Raw genomic sequence first — 19,295 nt, forward strand, 5'->3', positions numbered from 1 at the left:
TATTTACAGTCTCAACAAATCCGAAAACAAGGCATCACCATTGCTCATCTAAGGAGTAGACCCAGATACGATATTAGGCATATTTAGGTTTTTTGTCGTGTACAGAGTCAAAAAAGATAGAATCTGGATTTTTATTACATTTACTATCCGTATACTTCAACAGCAGCTTTGAATGTTTCACTTAACCTTAAACTTTTTTTAAAATTAAATATATTTACATATACGTTCTAAAATTTGATATAATTTATTAAAACTTTAGATTCCAAGTGTAAATAATGAGAAGCGCTAATATTCGACGTGATGGCTACTTAAAATTTCTGAATACATGGCAAGACCGTGATGTCATTAAAGTACTTTCAGGTGTGCGTCGCTCTGGAAAATCCACCTTATTGGCAATGTTTCAACAAATCCTAAAAGCACAGGGTGTACAAGCCGAAAACATCATTGCCATCAACTTCGAATTTATGGAATTTGAAGAACTCACCGATTACCGTAAACTACATGATTATGTATTGTCCAAAGTTGATAAAAGTAAAAAAAACTATGTTTTCTTAGATGAAATACAACATGTTACAAATTTTGAGAAAGTAGTCGACTCTTTATATGTTCGGGATTATATCGATTTATATATTACAGGCTCAAATGCATTCTTTCTAAGTGGAGAACTTGCGACTTTACTTACAGGACGCTATATCGAGCAACATGTTCTACCTCTGTCATTCCAAGAATTTAAACAGTGGCATATTGAAAATAATCCGATCATCCAACAATTATCAAATCGTGATTTGTATGCCATGTATACGCGCAGTAGTTTCCCTTATACGCTTGCCATGACTAGCCAGCAGGAAACTTATGATTACTTGCAAGCAGTCTATGCCAGTGTAATGTTTAAAGATGTTATTCCCCGTTTGAATACTGCCGATATTAACTCTCTCGAGCGTGTCGCAAGATATTTGGCAAGCGTGACAGGCTCACCTATTTCCATCAATAAAATTAAAAATACCTTTGTTTCAAGTGGGGTTAAAATTTCATTTGAAACAGTAAAACGCTATATTCAGGGCTTACAGGACAGTTTGTTATTTTATAGTGCCGCACAATTTAAAGTACGCGGGCGTGAGTTATTACAATCCTCTGAAAAATACTATTTAGTTGATGTCGGATTGCGCCGGATTATGTTGCCTGATGCTAATGCTGATCAAGGTCATATCTTAGAAAATGTGATTTATCTTGAGCTTGTCAGACGAGGTTATACGGTCTATGTAGGGCGGGTTGATGAATATGAAATTGATTTTGTTGCTGTCGATACTTTACAGAATTTAACTTATTATCAGGTGGCATTAGAAACGCTCAATGAGGAGACACTCAGCCGAGAGTTACGTCCATTACAGAAAATTTCTGATTCGTATCCCAAGTATTTGCTTACCTTAGACACGATAGGGACTGAAGCGAATTATAATGGTATTGTAAAAATGAGTGCTCTCGATTGGTTGCTATCTGAAAATAAGTAAAGTTGAGGGTAGACATGGATACACTTATTTATTAATTAAAACTCAAAGACTTTTCAGCATTAACCAAGAGTGTGATCAAGCATAATTTCTGCTCCATTTGTGATGGATTGATTTACCTCGACTCGATTTCTATCTGATTAAGATGTATGGTCCGCTTGCATCATGTGAGGACAGGAAAAGGCGAAACGGCTACTTTTTGCATGTGATTAGATAGTTACGGCTGTTATAATCCGTTACTTAACGGGGGATTAATATGTTTAAAAATTTATTACTGAGTTTATTTGTGGCTGTTCCACGGCTTTGTTGCATAAAGATTTTGTAAGCTTCTGATTTAAATAGGTTTGTATGAATTTCAACCTAAAAATTAATGAACAAAATCAGTTGGTTATGTATTTATGCAACAAAGCCTATGTTAGAATATTTTTTTATCGATAGTCCAACATTAAAATTTCGTCTATCTGCGGGCTCAAAGAAACGATTATTACTATCATTGACAATCACGGAACCCACATAGTTTCGATCTAATAAATTATCTAGTCGTGCATAAGTATTTACTTTCCAGTCTTTATTGACCCACAAATAGCCAACATTTGCCGCAACGACCGTATAACTTGGTGCAGTATCAGAGTTGATATCATCGACATAAATCTTGTCCATATAACGTGCTTCTAAGCCTGCCTGAAATCCCTGCTCAGGTTGCCATGCCAAGCCTACAAAAGCTTGATTCTTGGCAATACCTGGAATATATGTTCCTTTTTGTATCAGCGGTTTGGTTGTGGTCGCTGGAATATCAGCATCAAAAGTCGCATCTAAATAACTATAACTGGTTCGAATATTGAGTGCTTGCCAGAGCTGTTTTTGCCACGATAACTCTAAGCCTTCACGTAAGGTTTTTTCTGCATTACGAAATGTGCTTCGCCCGCCATTGGCATCGTCAGGCACAATGTCATTTTTAGTTTCAGTATGAAATACAGCAAAAGTAAATAACCCTAAGGTATTCTGCGATTTTAAGCCAAGTTCTACGGTATCACTGGTCGCAGGTTTTAAATTAAAGTTAATGCCTGAAGTCCCTACTGTAAGATAGGCCATCTCGGTAAAGGTTGGTGTTTCGAAGCCTTTGCCATAGCTAGCATAAGTATAAAGCTCAGGTAATATATCCCAGCCTAAAGCGACAGTTGGAAGTAACTTTTGATAATCTGTTGAACCACTGTCATCACCATTGCCTGTGGTTTAGTCATGGTGCTGAAGCTATTTCTGATGTCTTAATTCTATTACCTGCAACACAGTACATTTAAGTTGATGATGCTACTAGCAATGTTTTAACTATTGGAAAATATTACAGTAATTTAAATTATTTGGGGGAATTTTCAATAAACATAAATTTCGACACGTCACATTGTGTCGTTAGTAAGTAGGATGATTCAATCACTTCAAACTTAGCATTGGTATAACCCTGCCCTATGAGACAGCTTCATAATAAGGCTGCTTATATCTAGAATACTGTGGCAGTTTAAAGTTTTATTTTAATTTTACCTCAAACCACATTTGATAAATAATGAAGAAAACCTAGATATAACCCCCACAAACTACTGATATTTTTAATTTGCTAAAATTTTACATTGATCATATTTCATTCATGTAATTGTCATTTTTGCTTCTTATGATGAAGCTTTTTAAACATGATGCTTCAAAAAAATGAAAAAAAAACCACTAACCTTAGCTTTATTAGCTTCGACAATTTTATTAACCGCATGTACTGATGATGGGGACAATGGTCAAAATGGATTGAATAGTTTGATTCAACAGACGCCTTTAGTACTTGGAAATGATGATTGCTGGAGTGCTGGAACACGTATTGAAAGTGGTTTGGATAAAAATCAAAATGGTGAGTTGGATGCGAATGAAATCCAGCAAAGCTCCATCCAGTGTGGTCCAAACTTATTTGCCCAAGGGGTTGCATTGCCTTACCAAAACTTAACAAGCTTTAAGGCGAATGGAACAACTATTGCGAGTGCATTTACACTTCGACAGGGTGGCTTTGGCTCTGATGTTGCTGCCCATCCTACGAACAATAAACAATTTTACGCAATCACAGATCGTGGCCCAAATGCTGACTATAATGATGGCGTGAATGGTGCTGGTAAGATTTTTCCAATGCCAGACTATATACCTAAAATTGGGTTGTTTGAGGTACAAGATGATGGCTCAATCAAACTCATCAAAACGATTTTATTAAAAGATCGTGATGGAAATAATATTAGTGGATTACCGAATACTGCTGCACTAGGTGGTACAGGCGAAACACCTTACGATATTCATGGCAAGGTCATCGCTAAAGATCCATCAAAGCCTTATGACCCAATAACGAACCCTATCAAACTTGATGATTACGGTCTCGATTCTGAAGGTTTGGCAGCATTGAATGATGGTACATTCTGGGTGAGTGATGAATATGGTCCTCACATTGTGCACTATGATGCCAATGGAAAAGAAATTGGTCGTATTAATCCTTTTGTAAATGATGTGCGCAATACCTTCACTTTACCGCAAGAATTTAGTTATCGTCGTGCCAACCGTGGTATGGAAGGTTTAACTATTACACCTGACCAAAAAACATTGGTTGGGATTATGCAATCGACAATGGACTTACCGACTAAAGCTGTTAATAAATCAACCTTAACACGTATTGTGACGATCAATCTTGAAACAGGAAAAGTTGCTCAGTATCTCTATCGTCAAGAAATTGATGCTAACTCAAACTCAGCTATTATTGCGATTAATGATCATGAGTTTTTAGTACTGGAACGTGATGGCAAATTCCTTAAAGACGATCCGAATATCATGAAACATGTTTATCGTATTGATCTGAAGGATGCTACCAATTTGGAGGATATCGCAACTCAGGGCGATCTAGTGCAAGATCCTAAACTTGGTTTAACGATTGCAGGTAAAACCCTCGAGCAATATTTCATCAATAACGATAAAAAATGGGAAGCATTACAAGCACTAAATATTCAGCCAGTAAGTAAAACATTGGTATTGGATATGGGTAAACGTGTAAGTTATGCGCATGACAAAATGGAAGGTCTATGGTTGATTAACCGACAAACTCTTGGCATTGTGAATGATGATGACATGGGTCTTTGGACAACCAATGGTTTAGAGCAAAAGTATTTGGATAATGTGGGCATGCGTGTCGATACACCTACCTTATATATTGCCGATAAGTTAAATCTTTTCAACCCATAACAATGAATGAAGCCCAAAAGCTAAAACTTTTGGGCTTTTTAAATTCAACTTTTGTCTAGAGAGAAAAATGAGAATAACTCAATCGGCTTTGATAACTTTCTTGGCAATTACAGTGCTACCATCGCTGAGCTATGCATCTCCCAAAGTCACATCTCGCGAATACAAAGTACTATTAGATCCCATAAATTTTAATTATGGAAATGAAGCAAGCAGCATAAATAGCTATTTTTCAGCGGTGAAAAATGCGATTGAAAATAAAATCAGTCGTGACGTAACTGGTGCTATGATCTTTGATACACAAAGAGAAATCCGCTTTTACGATACTCAAGGAAGCTGTACTTTAAAAAATATGGGATACAGCTTCAGAGAGCGTAATGAAAATGGTACAAAAGAAGTAACTTTAAAGTATCGTGGATATGACCATTATATTGCTGACTTCAAAGATTTGACTAGCAATGTATCAGGCGCAAAAACTAAGCTAGAAGATGACATTACTCGTAAAGATAACTTGAGTTTCCTTGTAGTTGCAAGCAAGTCAACAACCGTACCAACCTCGCGAACCATTAACGATTTTGAGGATATCAATATTCTATTTACTGGCTTCAAAAATGACTATAATTTTAATAATAGTCTAGCCCTGAATCAAGTTGGTGGTCTAACTATCTATGAACGAAAATATAGTGGTGCAACGATTGATTTAGGTGAATTCGATGCAGATTTAGAGTTAAGTTTATGGTATACCCTATTGCCTTACGGTAGTCTAAAACCTGTTTTAGCAGAAATTTCGTTTAAATATTCAGATCCCAATGCGAATTTCACAAGAAAAGTAGTTGATCGTGCTGCTTTAAGCTTCAGTGCTTTAAAAGGTTTAACCCAATATAATGCACCAACTTCGACAGCAACAAAGACTCAGTTTGTGTACCAATATCAATCAAATTTCTGCAATTAGCCTTCATACACATCTAGAAAATTTAACCTGATAGAAACAATAAAAAATGGGTAACTGTCAGATCAGGTTTGAGATACAAGTTATCCTTCTCTGCCCCAATTTCAAGCCCAATATTTAAAGCTTGGGCTGTTCTAAACACATTAATCACACAGCCTAAACCGAGTGAATAAATCGGCTGTCTTAATAGAACAACAACAGCACCTAGAATATGCTCAACTTCAGCCACAGTTTCAGGCTCGTATAGGTATTTTCCGTTCGCTTCTACGTGATTGTCAGTTTAGGACGCAAACTGGGGCTCATCCCGCCTGCACGTCCAACGCACAGCTTGGGGTATGAAGAATCACTCTATTGGTTCAGAGTATTGGCCTTCTTCGATGGCAAACGCAGCCGCATGTCGAAAAGGCCCATCAGGCGAAAATAGCAAGCCCCCCATTTGATCACTTACCGTGGCAGTTGGGACAATGGGGCAACACTTGATATGCCGAGCTTAAGAGGGTGAATAAGAGGGATGTGAACCGCCCCAAGGAATGGGGCAATTGGGGATGCGGTAACAACTCCTAACCGCATCAAGAATACCAAACTTGCAAAAGTCCCAAATTGGGACTAATATCTATTTATGAGAATTATCGCACTATCAACCTTAAAAACATTTTGGGAAGACAGCTCAGAATACATTGACGCTAAAGAGCCAACGTTAGCTTGGTATAGGCATGCATTAAACGCTGATTGGGGAGCACCGGCGGATGTGAAACAGGACTTTAGAAATGCCAGCATCCTCAAAGATGGGCGTGTCGTGTTTAACATTGCCGGTAATAAATACCGGTTAGTTGCTTGGATCAATTATGCGTACAAAGTGGTTTACATACGGTTTATCGGCAGCCATGCGCAATACGATAAAATTGATGTACAAACGATTTGAAGCCAAAAGGTAGTAACAAGAGGTAAATATAATGGACATCAGACCTATTAAAACAGATGCCGACTACCGCGCGGCATTAAACGACATCGAAAACCTAATGATGGCGGAGCCTGATACCGTCGAAGGCGAAAAGCTGGACATTTTGGTTACGTTAGTCGAGGCCTACGAAGCAAAGCATTTTCCAATGGATTTGCCAGACCCTGTTGAGGCAATAAAGTTTGAGATGGAGCGCAAAGGCTTAACCGTTAAAGATCTTGAACCCATGATAGGTAAAAGCAATCGTGTTTATGAAATCCTAAACCATAAGCGATCACTCACGCTAAAAATGATTTGGAAACTTCATGAAGGGTTAGGTATTCCAGCAGAGTCGCTGATCAAGCCACCGCAAGTTCGCGCTTTATAGTGCTGCGAATCAAAATTAGTTTGTTATGAATGACGCTCGCTACCCAAACATTTCTGCTATTGATAACAGGCTAGCTGAGCTTGAAAATGAAAAGCAGCAGCTTCTCGCATTAAGAGAGGCTTTGCGTAGCGCTCAAATCGAGCGTTCAGTACAGACATTCACGCCAGAACAAAAGGTCGCCTTATTCAGACAACGATTTCGTGGAAGAGAGGATATCTTTGCCAATCGTTGGCAAAATCAACAGGGGCGCAGTGGCTATTCCGTAGCCTGTGATAATGAGTGGGTAAGCGGGCTATGCAACAAACCCCGCATTAAATGCCAAGACTGTTCACACCGAAAGTTTAGCGAATTAAACGAGCACATTATTTACAGGCACCTTGCCGGTCATCAAGTGGTTGGTCTGTATCCACTACTTAAAGATAATTCGTGCTATTTGTTGGCAGCCGATTTTGACAAAGGCTGTTGGCAAGAAGAAGTCAAAGCAATGTCTAAAGTGTGCCAAGCGTTTGATATTCCGCACGCGATAGAAATCTCGCGTTCTGGCAACGGGGCTCACTTATGGATATTTTTTGAAACCAATATCCCAGCGAACCATGCTCGGGCACTGGGTTTCGCTTTGCTTGATAAAGCCATGGAAATATTTCCAAATCTATCGTTTGACTCCTATGACAGGCTCTTTCCTAACCAAGATGTACTTCCTGAAGGCGGGTTTGGCAATCTCATTGCGTTACCACTTCAAAAGGAGGCTCGCCTTTCAGGTCGTAGTTGCTTTGTTGACAGTGACCTGAATGCCATCGATGATCAATGGCGGTACCTTGCTGAGCTTAAAACGCTCACTCAGTCGAGTATTGACCAACTCATAACAACTATTTCACCCAACACCCTATTACTGTCCGAGCAAGGGCTAACAGACAACCGCCCTCCTTGGGAAATCACAGCCAAAGCCGCACCAATAAAATTAGAGTCTTTGCCGAAAAACGTGACCATTACCTTGGCCAACCATATCTACTTTTTGATGAGCGAGTTACCTGGGCCATTACTGGCCGGACTAAAGCGATTAGCTAGTTTTTCTAATCCTGTGTTTTTTAAAACACAAGCGTTGCGCTTTTCAACCCATGGCATTCCGAGGTTTATTTCCTGTGCTCGTATTGAAAACGGTTATCTAGCACTACCGCGAGGCTGCCTCGATGATGCGATTGCTTTGCTACAAGAGCAAAACATTTCGCCACTATTTGACGATAAGCGTGAAATTGGTAAACCATTATTAAAGCTTACCCCTGAGTTCACTTTGCGAAAGAACCAGCGTGACGCAGTGGCCGCAATATCTAAACATGACTTCGGTATTTTGCATGCGCCAACTGCATTTGGAAAAACGGTTACTGCCATTGCTATGATCGTAAAACGCAAAGTAAATACCCTCATACTGGTTCATAGCCGACAACTGCTCGAACAATGGCAAGAGCGCTTACGCACGTTCCTACCCGAAGTAACCATTGGCAGTATAGGCGGAGGTAAAAGAAAGCCGAGTGGCATTATCGACATAGCCACCTACCAAAGTTTGGTTAATAAAAAAGACAATTCCATCACTCCTCTCATTCAAGACTACGGCCATATTATTGTTGACGAATGCCACCACCTATCTGCACCAAGGTTTGAAATGGTACTCAACGAGGTAAGAGCAAAATATGTATTGGGCCTTACAGCAACACCAGAGCGACAAGATGGTCATCAAAAGATCATTTTTATGGCGGCAGGGCCTATTCGCTACAAAGTGAAACAAAGCCCTGATGAGCAATTTACTCAAACCGTGATGATTCATCAGCTCTACGATGTACCAGCAGCAGAGCTTATAAAAACAGATGAGCGCCCCAAAATAAGCGATGCCTACCGCTGGCTCGTCAATAATGAGCAGCGCACTTCAAAAATCGTCTCAGACGCCTACGAGTGTGTTCAAAATGGCGGACACCCGTTAGTCCTTACAGAGCGTAGAGAGCACGCAGAATCCATACACTCACGACTTACCGAAATGGGTATAAGCACTGTCGTACTTAAAGGCGCCATGAAAGCTGCGGAACGCAAGAACGCTGACAATCATCTGCAATCGGCTCAAGTCGTCGTCGCAACAGGAAAATATGTAGGCGAAGGGTTTGACCTACCAAGACTGGATACGTTGTTTTTGGCCATGCCCATCTCATGGAAAGGAACATTGGCTCAATATGCCGGTCGTATTCATCGTGAATCGGAAGGCAAAACACAAGTCACTATTCACGACTATGTGGACTGCACTCTCCCTATGCTGCAACGCATGTTTAAAAAACGCGAGAAAAGCTACAAGGCTATGAGGTACGCCCTTGAGTACATTGATGACAACAGTAACAAGCAACCTTCATTGAAATTAGAAAACATCCCTTCACCAAATACCAAGCCAAAATAAACAGCAGCACTTCATTAAACACTTCCCCATGCCTTTACCCCCATACGCCAAAACTGAGCTAAATCAGCTGTGGTTTGTGCTCCACAATTGGAAATAAATTCAGCAATCTCTAAGTAGCTGGCACCTTGAGATTGTTCACCATCATAGTATTGAAGCTGTGTCATGGCCGACGAAAAATGCAGCCGCTTGTCACCGTCGCGGTCAAACCGTTTTGTTAAGAAGGTATGGTGCTGTGACGAAAATTGCCTCATCTCACTTGGAAACATGTCAACACCTGCCGCTAACGCCAATTCATAACAGACCATCTCCCACGCGCCCACATCATGGGTATCGTTTAAATTGGGAAACTTAGCAATCCACAAGTGGTCTTGTTCATCTGTGACACAAGCTTTGGGCCTTGCACCACCTAATGATGAGCCTGGAGAAATCAGCATTTTCAACCAGCGGTAATACTCGTCACTGTCGATGTTATCGTCTTTTTCAATCTGCATTGCTGCATGCTCTAGCTCTCGCAAAGAAGCCATTGGCGGCGCAGCAAATTCAGAATTGTCGTCCAAAAAAGCATTCGAGCCTGTTCGCTTAAATCGAATACCACCCATCCGGTAAGAGTCATTTACGCCCAGCAGGTAATCCAATTCGTTTAATCGACTTGTTGCTCGAATGCCTTTGCGCGCCTCAATCGCCGCACGCCGCTGCATTAAAATACGCCCCCATCTATCAGGCGATGAATCAAGAAATGCGCGGAAGCTTTTATCGACTTCATCGTTTTAGAGTACACCGGAGTGGAGGGTCAGGATGGGATCAATTTGCAAGCGATAGGCTGAGGTTAAAAATGCTTTATCGTAGGCAAAACTAAACACGCCACCTCGGCTTGAATCGCTGTAAGAAAGCAGCCCTATTAGCAAAGGTGCTTCAATTGGCTGCCAGTCGGCATAGACTTCAACGATTTCACGGCTCATCTTGAACCTTCCAGCAATTTTATGTTTTGCAGCTTGATACCCACTTCATCATGGGCGGCCATTTCTGCAAAGTTGCTTTCCATGCCAAGAACGGCCATCACCTTTAAGTAAGTGCCTATGGCAACGCCCGGATCACCGGCTAAGACTTAATTCACGGTTTTATGATCAAAACCAGTACGTTCACACAGTAGCTTTTTGGTAAAACCACGTCTTTTCATCGCCAACAGCAAGTCTTCACCAAACTGCGTCAGGATTTTACGCTGCTTTGGAAACAATATATTGTGTAAGTCACGCTTAGCCATATCACCAACCAAAGGGACTATATTCCCACTTTACTCAATATAATTGGATTTATATCCTACTTTTAGGTTTAGCTTGCGCGTTGGCCAAGGCGATGATGTGAATCCCTGAATGCCAAAGGTCATCAAATTACACTTTTATGCGCATAAAAATGTAAAATTCCGCACTTTTCTGCGCGTAAAAGTGTAGGCTGAGTTATACTACAGGCAGTTAACAGTCTTAATTGGCGGGAAATGACAATGCAGCGCAACTTACTAAACGCCCTAATAACATGGAAAAATCAACCGGTGCGCAAGCCATTATTGATCGATGGTGCAAGACAAACAGGTAAAACCTATCTGCTACAAGAGTTATTTGGGAATACCTTTGCCAACATCCTTCGTATCGACTTCCTTGAAAACCCTGCCTACAAAGAAGCGTTCGATGGCTCTCTGTCACCTGACGAGCTAGTAATGAATATTGAGTTGTTAACCAACCAAGCGTTCAACCCAGAAACCGATCTGCTGATATTAGATGAAATTGGCGAATGTGAACGTGCCGTTACCTCACTAAAGTACTTTGCTGAAAAAGCACCGTCCTATTTTGTCGCTGCCAGCGGCTCGAATATTGGTTTGCTCAACACCTTCCCTGTGGGCAAGGTAGAACAATACAATTTACGACCACTGACCTTCCAAGAATTTATTTACGCATCCAACGAGCAAGCGCTGATCAAAGCGTTTGATAGTCAAGCAAGCACACCGGCAGTACACACCAAATTGATGGACAAACTCACTGACTACTTTTTTACTGGTGGTATGCCGGAAGCCGTTTCTGCTTGGTATCAGTATAAGGATTCAAGCATTCTAGAGCGTGTTGAAAAAGTCACAAAAATTCATGCCGATTTAGTGGAAGGTTATCGCCGCGATTTTGGTAAGTACGCGGGCAAGGTCGACACCACACTGATTGAATCGGTATTTAATAGCATTCCAGCCCAGCTATCACTTGTCAGCGATGAGTCGGTTAAACGCTTTAAATTTAAGCATGTGCATGAGCGTAAATCTCGTTATAGCGATTTTGAAACCGCGATCCATTGGCTTAACTGCTGCCGCCTAGCTTTGCCAAACTACCCTATTGAAGGATTGCCGAAATCTCCGTTAGCGGCCTATAAAAAAGAAAATATGGTGAAACTGTTTTTGTTTGATGTGGGTCTGCTTAATCATATGCTCGGCAGCAGTTATAAAGAAATTAAGCAACAAAACTATGAATACAAAGGTTATGTGGCTGAAAACTTTGTGCAACAAGAGCTCACTGCCATTGGCGTTGACCCAAGCTATTCATGGAATGACGCCCGTGCCGAAATCGAATTTATTTTGGCGACCGATGAAGGCGATATCGTCCCTGTGGAGGTCAAAAGTGGTAAACGTACAAGAGCAAAATCGTTGGCATCCTACGTTGAAAAATGTACTCCAAGTAAAACCTTTAAGTTAACGGGTACACAAGGCTCATCCGCATTAGAGCAAACCAATATCGTGATGCCTTTGTATTTCACGCAGTATTTACCACAGAGATGGTAAAAGCGCGTTACTTAGACCCCGAGGTCTACACAAAGTGACTTCATAGGTAACAATTTGTAGACCTTTGGTGGGCTTACAACCTTTCAACCAACCCTCAATCGGTTTTTTGCTAACGTCATTTGGCCAGCCTATCGCCTCATCGTTTAAAGCAAATCACTCAAGCGATTTAACAGTGCTTTACGGCTATTATTCGCCACAACAAAGCGCTTAAAACGTTGTTCAAACGCCGCTTCATCAGCTTTGAACTGATAGGCCTCAAACAGCTGATGCAGATAGCGTGATGCCGCATCGTAACCACTGGCGCAAGTTCGATCCGCTTGCTCTTGTGATTGCTGCCAGTAGTGCTCACGTTGATTGTAGATATACGTCAACGCTTTTTCTTTTTCCGCTTTTTCGATAGCTAATTTTTTTGCGAGTGCTGCGGCTTGCTCTTGCTGTAATTGACTTTGCGCTTGCTCAATGAAAGGAGAAATGACGGCGGAAGTTAACCAGTATTGATAGATCTCGTCTGTGTTGACAGGTTCTTTTCGCGTCAGCGCTAAGGCTTGGTGACGGGTTAGCTGGCCTTGCTCAAACAACGTGCGTAATAGCGTGTCTTTCTCTGCTTGCGAGAGATTATGGATCCACGCATCAAGCGTAAGCTGAGTTTGTTTGGCTTGGTGACTGGGTTGTTCGCTCAGCACCATGGCGAGCGCCTTAACCAATGCTAAGGGAATATCATACAGCGCAGCAAACGCCTGCTCCTCTTCCCTGAGGTGCTCAAAATCGAATTGAATTAACGGCACTCGCTCAACGCCATCATTAAAATCAAACGCTTTGAGCCACATTAAGTACACAAGGCGCCAATCCCCTTGCATTAACCCGCCGCGTAAAGCGGCTAAATGCTGGAAAAAGTCGTCAGCATGCTCATCGTCAAAATACTCATCACACTCCTCAAGGGAAAAAATCAGCAACTGCCACTCATCGTTTTCGTGAACATGAAGTCCATCACTTGAAAAGCCAAGTAACGCATCTGGAAGCGTTCCTGCTGGTAGCTTGATGTATACATCGATTGAGCCCCAATCGGCATAGTAAAAACCGATATCAAAGTATTTTAACATCAGCTCAAAAGGCTCGGCCTTTAGATCACTGTAGGTGTAATACACCTGAAAGGCCGTAGCGCTGATCTCGGCACGGCTTGAAATGGCTCTGAGTGCTTGACGTGCTTTAGCATCTAAATACCCATCCAGACGCTCAAATTTATAGTATTGAAATTCGCTCACGGTGACCTTGCTATTTATTTATTGTGAATTGAAAAGTTTGTTTTAACAAAGGCTGTACCTGAATCACTCTGGCGACTTGTTCAGCGTTTATATAACGTCTTGGGTCAATCGTTACAAATCCCCAAAACTGCAAAAATCGCTCAATAAATCGTGATTCGATGAGCATACTTAAGTTTCTTTCTGGCGAGAAGTAATCATCCGTAGGGAATACCAGCAATAGATTAGGGAAAGCTGTCATCACCTCTTTCACAAGCTGCTCCACACTGTTGTGGCTTTGAATACGCCACAGCATAAACAACCAAAAAGTGCGCAAGTCGACATCGTATTCGAAACTGTCCAAATAACCCCAGTTATATTTGCTGATAGCGGCCTCTAACATAGGTTTGAAAAAGGCCTGTATGCCTAGCGCTTGATACTGCTTTTGCGCTGATTTTTTTACATGGTAGCGGCCACTGCGCCGATAAATAATACCGCTAATTTCGGCAAGCACTCGGGTGTAGTGCAAGGCATTAAATTTGTCTTCATTGCTGCCCGAAAACTCGCTGATGCTTATACTACGTTCTAATTGAGCAACGGCAAACTCAGGCAATAACTCACTGGCCTGTTTAACCAACTTAGCCGGTAAGTTGCCTTTACTCGTGGCTTTGAAGGAGCCTTCTTGCGCCATGGCCTCATCAAGAATGAGGGCTAGATAACGCATTATTGGGCTGGCAGAAAGAGAGTCGGGAGTGCAAATTGTCACCCACTTTAATTCATCAAAAGGCGCATAAAGCCAATTGGCCATTTGCGTTGGCGTTACGCCACAAAAATCGGGATGAGGTTGATGATTGCGTTCTTGCACTTTGTGCTGCAAAGCGGCATTGAGTTCATCAAGACTCAAATTTGGGTTCATTGCCAGCATGGTTTCAACATCATCGAAGACTTGGGCATGTTGCTTGGAAACGCTGCTCATACAACAACGTTTAAATTTTTTACCACTGCCACAATGGCAAGGATCGTTTCGGCCGAGCTTCATTACTGTCCCTTCTTATTGTTATAGAAAAAGCGCTGCATTTTCTTGTTTACGCTGCTCCAATGTCTTAGCAATCACGGACATTGTTGTTTTACTGATCCCTTGTTGCTTGGCAAGATACGTAAATTGGCTGATGGCTTCTGCGACTTCTTCAATAACTTGCTTTGCATCATTCCAATTCGCAAAGCCAGCACTAGTAGCAAGTTTTTGCATCACCTTAAGCGATGGCGCTTTGCCATAACCGCCGAAAGCAGTGGCGTGTTCGTTGAATGGATGTGGGCTGTAGGTAACATCGTAAAAAGGTGCAGGGTTCCATTGACCGTCATCCGCTTGCAAAAACGCCCAGTTTTTACTGTGGTCGTCTTGGTTAGACGACAGCAGGTTAAAAACGGCACGGCGAAATTGCAGCTGCCCAGCAGCAGGAGATTTACACAACTGACGGCTGGCTTTGATCAAGTCAATATAATCTAAACTTGGCGTTCGAAAGTCTGCATCCAGCAGCCCGCAAGCGCTGTGCATATGCAAGCGACCTGAACTGCGATTACCGCTTAAACGGGCCTGCTCCGTGACATAATCAAAACGCTTAAGCGCCAACCAGGCAGACGCACCGCTTGTAGTTGGTGCTTCAATGAGTTGCCAGACTGGTGGTTGGCACTTGGCAAGCTCGGCCATTTGCAAATAAACCGCTTCACACAACCCTTCTTCATGCCCGAGCGCGAGATTTTTCGAGGTAAACTTAATCAGCCAAGCCTCATCTCCAGGCTGAGCAAAGGTTCGACAATGCTGAGTTTCCCCTGCAGGCATATAAATCTGCGCCTTAGGCCTTGCTCCACCCGAACTACCACCGGCGACTAATGCGGCCAACACCTGTTGCGTATGCCCATCTAACTCATCGTGATTATCATCCATATAATCTGACATTGAAGCATCGAACAGCGTTTGTGCTTCTAAGCCCAAGGTTGCTAAATCAATGTCCGCGTATGTCGTGGCTGAAAACTCAGACACCGGAGCAAAAGACAGCGCTCCCATGCCTTTATCACCGACAAAGGCCAGTCTATCCATCGCCGTTAATTGATTAGGTAGGATGCCCTTTTGCCGGAAAATACGATCTTGTAACAACATGCCCCAGCCATCGGGCAAACAATCCCCAAATACGCCATGTACACCTTGGTGCGGCGCTTTAGGTGCGGCTTGAACTAGCGTATTCGCTTGCAAGGTAAACGGTGATAAATTGCCAAACTGCTGCAAATAGTCGTCAGTATACTGAAAAAAAACGCCTTGCCGATTCTGCGCCAAGACTCCAACAGATATCTGCTCACCTGAGCTTAGCGTACGAGTAACATTAAGCTTCTGAATCGGTTTAAAACTCATCTTTTAGCACCTCATCAATACTCATGGGTATAGCAGCGCGTTCTTTGCTAAGTTGCGTGAGCTGATAAAGCCTATCTAGCGAATCAAGTGTCTGCCATAGCAACAGCAATTGACGAAATGAAATTTGCCCGGTCAGCTCAAATTTCTTAATGGTGGCCGCAGGTACGCAGCTTCGCTCAGCCAATGCAGCGCGCGACAGCTTTGCCTGCTTGCGTAACTCACGTAAATAAGCCGCATAAGCTTGGCTTACATCGGTATCATCAAGTAAGGTAAAATTCATCCGCAAAGACCAAATGGATACAGTTATATCCATTATAGCGAAATAAAACATAAAGTGGATACTATGATATCCATAATTGCGTAGAGTGTTGAAAAAATCACTCGATAAAGCCCTTCAAAACTGCTATTTTTAGACCCTAACAGCAGCATAAGATTAACCCGTTAGGTCAGGTGGCCTAACTTAAATAAAAAAGTCTCCGACAAACCCGGTACGGTTCAGCCATATATAACTCCATCAACCTGATTTTTTACCATTCGGTTTACCTAATTAATCATCACAAAATTATGTTGGTGATTATTTGGTAAATTTTTAAAAACTTATGTGACCAAAATTAAACGATCTTAATAAACATTAATTCCAATAAAAATATTTTAAAACGTAAGTTATTGATGTTATTGTACTTATATACACAGCAATTTATACAATTTAATGTAAATTATGTTGGTGACTATTGCCAAGGTTGGGGTTTCTTGTAGAGTGGCAACTTCCGCAACACTTTTACCTTCAGAAAGCCAGAGAATAGTTTGGGCACGTTGTCTTTCACGCCAATGTTTTGCATGCTTGGCCAGAAAAATGAGTCATTCTCGCTGTTCTAAACTAAGTGGTACAGAAACAATTCGAGGCATGTGTGAACATCTGTTAACTAAAAAAACTTTTTCGCATGATTAGTTATTTTTGTCAACTTATCGAAATCATAAAGTTTGTCTTCTAAATCGTTTTTAGAAAAAATTTTGCTAGGATGCATGAGGAGTGCAGTGAGAATAGACCATTCCCGATTAGACAACTCGATCGGTTCACCATTAAAGCATACGATGTGCTGTTCCAGGTCCAGTTCCAGCCCACTGTGTGATAATTTCTTATTCATATCTGTCACAGTATTTTTTAAGCCGGCACGTCGGATTAAGGCATGAATACGGGCCAGCAGTTCGTCAAACTCATAGGGTTTAATCAAGTAGTCATCAGCTCCCTGATTCAGCCCATCTACCCGGTTTTGTAATTGATCCCGGGCAGAGATAATCAATACCGGTAAATTCGGAAACTTCTGCCGGATATTTTTTAGCACCAACATGCCATCCATCATTGGCAAACCTAAATCGAGCAGCACAATATCGTAGACCTGCTGCTGTAATTGTTTTAAACCCTCAATCCCATTATTGACCCAGTACACCTCAAACTGATGCAGTTTAAGCAATGTTTCAGTCGACTCGGCAATCATAAAGTCATCTTCAATAATCAGTATTTTATGCATTTCAAGCTCTGTTTTTTAATGATGATGAGCATTGTGCAAGCATATCATTTTTAGCTTCAATCACTTGCGTTTTTATATCCAGCATACTTAATAAGCTGGGGAAAAGATGATCGTGACTGCGTGCCTGTCCGGTCTGTGTTTTTAAACAGTTTAGCTGCAGGGCATTATACTGTTGCCAGGTATCAGAAAACCACATCAGCATTGGGATATGGGTTTGCTGCGTGGGCGCCATGCTATAAGGAGCACCATGCAGGTATAAACCGTGCTCTCCGGTAGATTCTCCATGATCAGACAGATACCAGAAACCGGTTTGATATTGAGTCTGTTGCTTTAAAGTTTCAATGATCTCGGCAAGAACATGGTCTGTATATACAATCGAATTATCATAGCTATTCTTTAATTCTTCTGTACTGCAGCCCTGAATGGCATTGGTATTACAGGTCGGTTGAAATGGCTGATATGGTGCTTTGGAGCGCTTGAAATATGCGGGGCCATGACTGCCCATCTGATGCAGTACAATTAACTGCGGTTTCGAGTTGTTTTTATCCAGATGCGCCAGATAATCTTTCAGGCTATCCACCAGGATTTCATCAAAACATTCACCACCAGCATCACACCATCTCTGTTTCAGTTGGGCTGGAATCTGGTATTTTTGTACGCGGTCACAGGCACCTTTACAGCCCGAATTATTATCAATCCAGGTCACCTGATAACCGGCCCGCTGAGCAATATCCAGCAAACCTTCTCGGTGGCTAGCCAACTGTTCATTATAGTTTTGACGTGTCATCCCTGAAAACATACACGGTACTGAAACAGCTGTGGCAGTTCCGCAAGAACTGACTTGATTGAAATTAATTATCGGTAACTTGCTCAGTTCAGGATTGGTATTGCGTGCATAACCATTTAAAGCAAAACTCTCGGCACGTGCAGTCTCCCCAACCACCAGCACCATCAATTTGGGTTGTTTCTGTATTTGAGCCTGCTGCAGCAGATGGGCATCTTCACCATAAGGAATCAAAGGCAAATTGGCTTTAGGTGCTTTCTTTTTATAGTAGGATACGGTGGATGCAATACTATTTTGCGGGGAAATCATGCCCTTCAGATCGCGGTGCTCGCGGAAGATGGCTGCATAATCGACATAAAAACAGAATAACAGTCCTAGAATCAATACGGCCGAAAACAGACTGCTCAGGCTTTTATGCAACAATTGACGCCCGAAAGATGCAGGCTGAATGTTCAGCATCCAGACGATACACAAAGGAAAAATCACAAAGACCAGCGTCCAGATCACCAGCCGTATTGACCAGAGATCACGGACTTCCCGGGCATCGGTCTGCAGCATATTCTGGATCTGGTCCGGCGTAATAACAACCCCCAGACTATTGACAAAATAAGCACTAAAACCGCCCAGAATGATCAGCACACTGGCCAGTATCTTGGCATTCCATTTCCAGTTCAGCCACTGCAAGACCAGATTGTACAAGCCGATAACTACCAAGACTGTAGCCGCCAATAATGCGTCTGCCTTGAGGTTGGTATAAGGCGTCAGTTGATGGATTTTCTGATAGAAAGCAAAGTTTAAGACCAGTCCCAGCCAAATGGCGAGTAACAGGTTGAAGCGTGCAAGGCTGAGGGGTTTGATCTGGCGTAGACCGGGAAAAGAAGGCAGCTTAAGCATTTTTTTTAGTTCAAAGACTTTAATATGCTTTAGCCTAAAATTTGAATCTTAAAAATGACTTAAAATAATCTGAGAGCTACAAAAACTTATACATATTTTGATTTCAAATCAAATCTGATAAAACCAAAAATGCAGCCCAAGCACGTTGGGGAAAATCCGCAAGTAATGC

The 19,295-nt window shown here is 41.9% G+C and carries 13 protein-coding genes and 6 pseudogenes; 8 read left to right on the forward strand and 11 right to left on the reverse strand.

Annotated features, from left to right (window positions below; all coding sequences use genetic code 11):
• The first annotated feature begins 275 nt into the window (after nt 1–275).
• The gene (locus tag FTU39_RS09850) at nt 276–1,508 is read left to right on the forward strand and encodes an ATP-binding protein (protein WP_094069408.1); all 1,233 of its coding nucleotides are present in this window, start codon (nt 276–278) and stop codon (nt 1,506–1,508) included.
• 38 nt (nt 1,509–1,546) lie between these two features.
• Nucleotides 1,547–1,633 (forward strand): annotated as a pseudogene (locus FTU39_RS13955) (HNH endonuclease); the annotation flags it as partial.
• A 268-nt stretch (nt 1,634–1,901) separates the two neighbouring features.
• Here FTU39_RS13955 and FTU39_RS09855 read toward each other — a convergent pair.
• Nucleotides 1,902–2,729, reverse strand: a pseudogene (locus FTU39_RS09855) (TonB-dependent receptor domain-containing protein); the annotation flags it as partial.
• Between the two features lie 474 nt (nt 2,730–3,203).
• On the opposite strand from FTU39_RS09855, the gene FTU39_RS09860 reads away from it, so the two are divergent.
• Together FTU39_RS09860 and FTU39_RS09865 are read left to right on the forward strand one after the other, a co-directional pair.
• Nucleotides 3,204–4,757, forward strand: a complete 1,554-nt coding sequence (locus FTU39_RS09860) for an esterase-like activity of phytase family protein (RefSeq protein WP_167846514.1) — start codon at nt 3,204–3,206, stop codon at nt 4,755–4,757.
• 67 nt (nt 4,758–4,824) lie between these two features.
• Entirely contained in the window at nt 4,825–5,706 is an 882-nt protein-coding gene (locus FTU39_RS09865; protein ID WP_094069355.1) for a hypothetical protein, read from the forward strand.
• 22 nt (nt 5,707–5,728) lie between these two features.
• On the opposite strand, the gene FTU39_RS09870 is transcribed toward FTU39_RS09865, so the two are convergent.
• Complete coding sequence (locus tag FTU39_RS09870; RefSeq protein WP_094069354.1) at nt 5,729–5,932, reverse strand: hypothetical protein; 204 nt, start codon at nt 5,930–5,932, stop codon at nt 5,729–5,731.
• A gap of 390 nt (nt 5,933–6,322) precedes the next feature.
• Here FTU39_RS09870 and FTU39_RS09875 point away from each other — a divergent pair, with 390 nt between their 5' ends.
• Genes FTU39_RS09875 through FTU39_RS09885 form a run of 3 tightly spaced genes read left to right on the forward strand, consistent with a single transcriptional unit; the run spans nt 6,323 to nt 9,462 of the window.
• Entirely contained in the window at nt 6,323–6,625 is a 303-nt protein-coding gene (locus tag FTU39_RS09875) for a type II toxin-antitoxin system HigB family toxin (RefSeq protein WP_154320130.1), read from the forward strand.
• 31 nt (nt 6,626–6,656) lie between these two features.
• Nucleotides 6,657–7,028 carry a type II toxin-antitoxin system HigA family antitoxin gene (locus tag FTU39_RS09880; protein WP_000354814.1) on the forward strand — a complete coding sequence of 124 codons (372 nt, stop codon included), beginning with the start codon at nt 6,657–6,659 and terminating at the stop codon, nt 7,026–7,028.
• Nucleotides 7,029–7,053: 25 nt separating this feature from the next.
• Entirely contained in the window at nt 7,054–9,462 is a 2,409-nt protein-coding gene (locus FTU39_RS09885) for a DEAD/DEAH box helicase family protein (RefSeq protein WP_094069352.1), read from the forward strand.
• Between the two features lie 44 nt (nt 9,463–9,506).
• Here the strand turns inward: FTU39_RS09885 and FTU39_RS09890 are convergent.
• Both FTU39_RS09890 and FTU39_RS13960 read right to left on the reverse strand, forming a co-directional pair.
• Nucleotides 9,507–10,421, reverse strand: a pseudogene (locus tag FTU39_RS09890) (type II toxin-antitoxin system HipA family toxin); the annotation flags it as partial.
• Nucleotides 10,418–10,723, reverse strand: a pseudogene (locus FTU39_RS13960) (transcriptional regulator). The pseudogenes FTU39_RS13960 and FTU39_RS09890, both read right to left, overlap by 4 nt.
• 237 nt (nt 10,724–10,960) lie before the next feature.
• On the opposite strand from FTU39_RS13960, the gene FTU39_RS09900 reads away from it, so the two are divergent.
• The gene (locus FTU39_RS09900) at nt 10,961–12,274 is read left to right on the forward strand and encodes an ATP-binding protein (RefSeq protein WP_070153175.1); all 1,314 of its coding nucleotides are present in this window, start codon (nt 10,961–10,963) and stop codon (nt 12,272–12,274) included.
• Nucleotides 12,275–12,417: 143 nt separating this feature from the next.
• Here FTU39_RS09900 and FTU39_RS09905 read toward each other — a convergent pair whose 3' ends face one another.
• The 7 genes and pseudogenes from FTU39_RS09905 to FTU39_RS09935 form a co-directional block, all read right to left on the reverse strand.
• Nucleotides 12,418–13,536, reverse strand: coding sequence for a hypothetical protein (locus tag FTU39_RS09905; RefSeq protein ID WP_154320131.1), 1,119 nt, complete (start codon nt 13,534–13,536; stop codon nt 12,418–12,420).
• A 10-nt stretch (nt 13,537–13,546) separates the two neighbouring features.
• The gene (locus tag FTU39_RS09910) at nt 13,547–14,551 is read right to left on the reverse strand and encodes a YecA family protein (protein WP_070153169.1); all 1,005 of its coding nucleotides are present in this window, start codon (nt 14,549–14,551) and stop codon (nt 13,547–13,549) included.
• 18 nt (nt 14,552–14,569) lie between these two features.
• The gene (locus tag FTU39_RS09915) at nt 14,570–15,919 is read right to left on the reverse strand and encodes a type II toxin-antitoxin system HipA family toxin (RefSeq protein WP_154320132.1); all 1,350 of its coding nucleotides are present in this window, start codon (nt 15,917–15,919) and stop codon (nt 14,570–14,572) included.
• A complete protein-coding gene (locus tag FTU39_RS09920; protein WP_070153163.1) occupies nt 15,909–16,199 on the reverse strand; it encodes a helix-turn-helix transcriptional regulator in 291 nt (96 codons plus the stop codon). Before FTU39_RS09920 ends, FTU39_RS09915 begins: the two co-directional genes overlap by 11 nt.
• Before the next feature lie 467 nt (nt 16,200–16,666).
• Nucleotides 16,667–16,774: pseudogene (locus FTU39_RS09925) on the reverse strand (helix-turn-helix domain-containing protein); the annotation flags it as partial.
• A 110-nt stretch (nt 16,775–16,884) separates the two neighbouring features.
• Nucleotides 16,885–17,448: pseudogene (locus tag FTU39_RS09930) on the reverse strand (response regulator transcription factor); the annotation flags it as partial.
• Nucleotide 17,449: 1 nt separating this feature from the next.
• Nucleotides 17,450–19,126 carry a phosphoethanolamine transferase gene (locus tag FTU39_RS09935; protein WP_154320133.1) on the reverse strand — a complete coding sequence of 559 codons (1,677 nt, stop codon included), beginning with the start codon at nt 19,124–19,126 and terminating at the stop codon, nt 17,450–17,452.
• Between the last annotated feature and the right edge of the window lie 169 nt (nt 19,127–19,295).

Source organism: Acinetobacter sp. YH12099, assembly GCF_013419195.1.
GTDB classification, from domain to species: domain Bacteria; phylum Pseudomonadota; class Gammaproteobacteria; order Pseudomonadales; family Moraxellaceae; genus Acinetobacter; species Acinetobacter towneri.

Bases quoted from the DNA above. Each gene is read 5' to 3' on its own strand.
- FTU39_RS09850 (WP_094069408.1), top strand. From the start codon at position 276: ATGAGAAGCGCTAATATTCGACGTGATGGCTACTTAAAATTTCTGAAT.
- FTU39_RS09860 (WP_167846514.1), top strand. From the start codon at position 3,204: ATGAAAAAAAAACCACTAACCTTAGCTTTATTAGCTTCGACAATTTTA.
- FTU39_RS09865 (WP_094069355.1), top strand. From the start codon at position 4,825: ATGAGAATAACTCAATCGGCTTTGATAACTTTCTTGGCAATTACAGTG.
- FTU39_RS09875 (WP_154320130.1), top strand. From the start codon at position 6,323: ATGAGAATTATCGCACTATCAACCTTAAAAACATTTTGGGAAGACAGC.
- FTU39_RS09880 (WP_000354814.1), top strand. From the start codon at position 6,657: ATGGACATCAGACCTATTAAAACAGATGCCGACTACCGCGCGGCATTA.
- FTU39_RS09885 (WP_094069352.1), top strand. From the start codon at position 7,054: ATGAATGACGCTCGCTACCCAAACATTTCTGCTATTGATAACAGGCTA.
- FTU39_RS09900 (WP_070153175.1), top strand. From the start codon at position 10,961: ATGCAGCGCAACTTACTAAACGCCCTAATAACATGGAAAAATCAACCG.
- FTU39_RS09910 (WP_070153169.1), bottom strand. From the start codon at position 14,551: ATGAAGCTCGGCCGAAACGATCCTTGCCATTGTGGCAGTGGTAAAAAA.
- FTU39_RS09915 (WP_154320132.1), bottom strand. From the start codon at position 15,919: ATGAGTTTTAAACCGATTCAGAAGCTTAATGTTACTCGTACGCTAAGC.
- FTU39_RS09920 (WP_070153163.1), bottom strand. From the start codon at position 16,199: ATGAATTTTACCTTACTTGATGATACCGATGTAAGCCAAGCTTATGCG.
- FTU39_RS09935 (WP_154320133.1), bottom strand. From the start codon at position 19,126: ATGCTTAAGCTGCCTTCTTTTCCCGGTCTACGCCAGATCAAACCCCTC.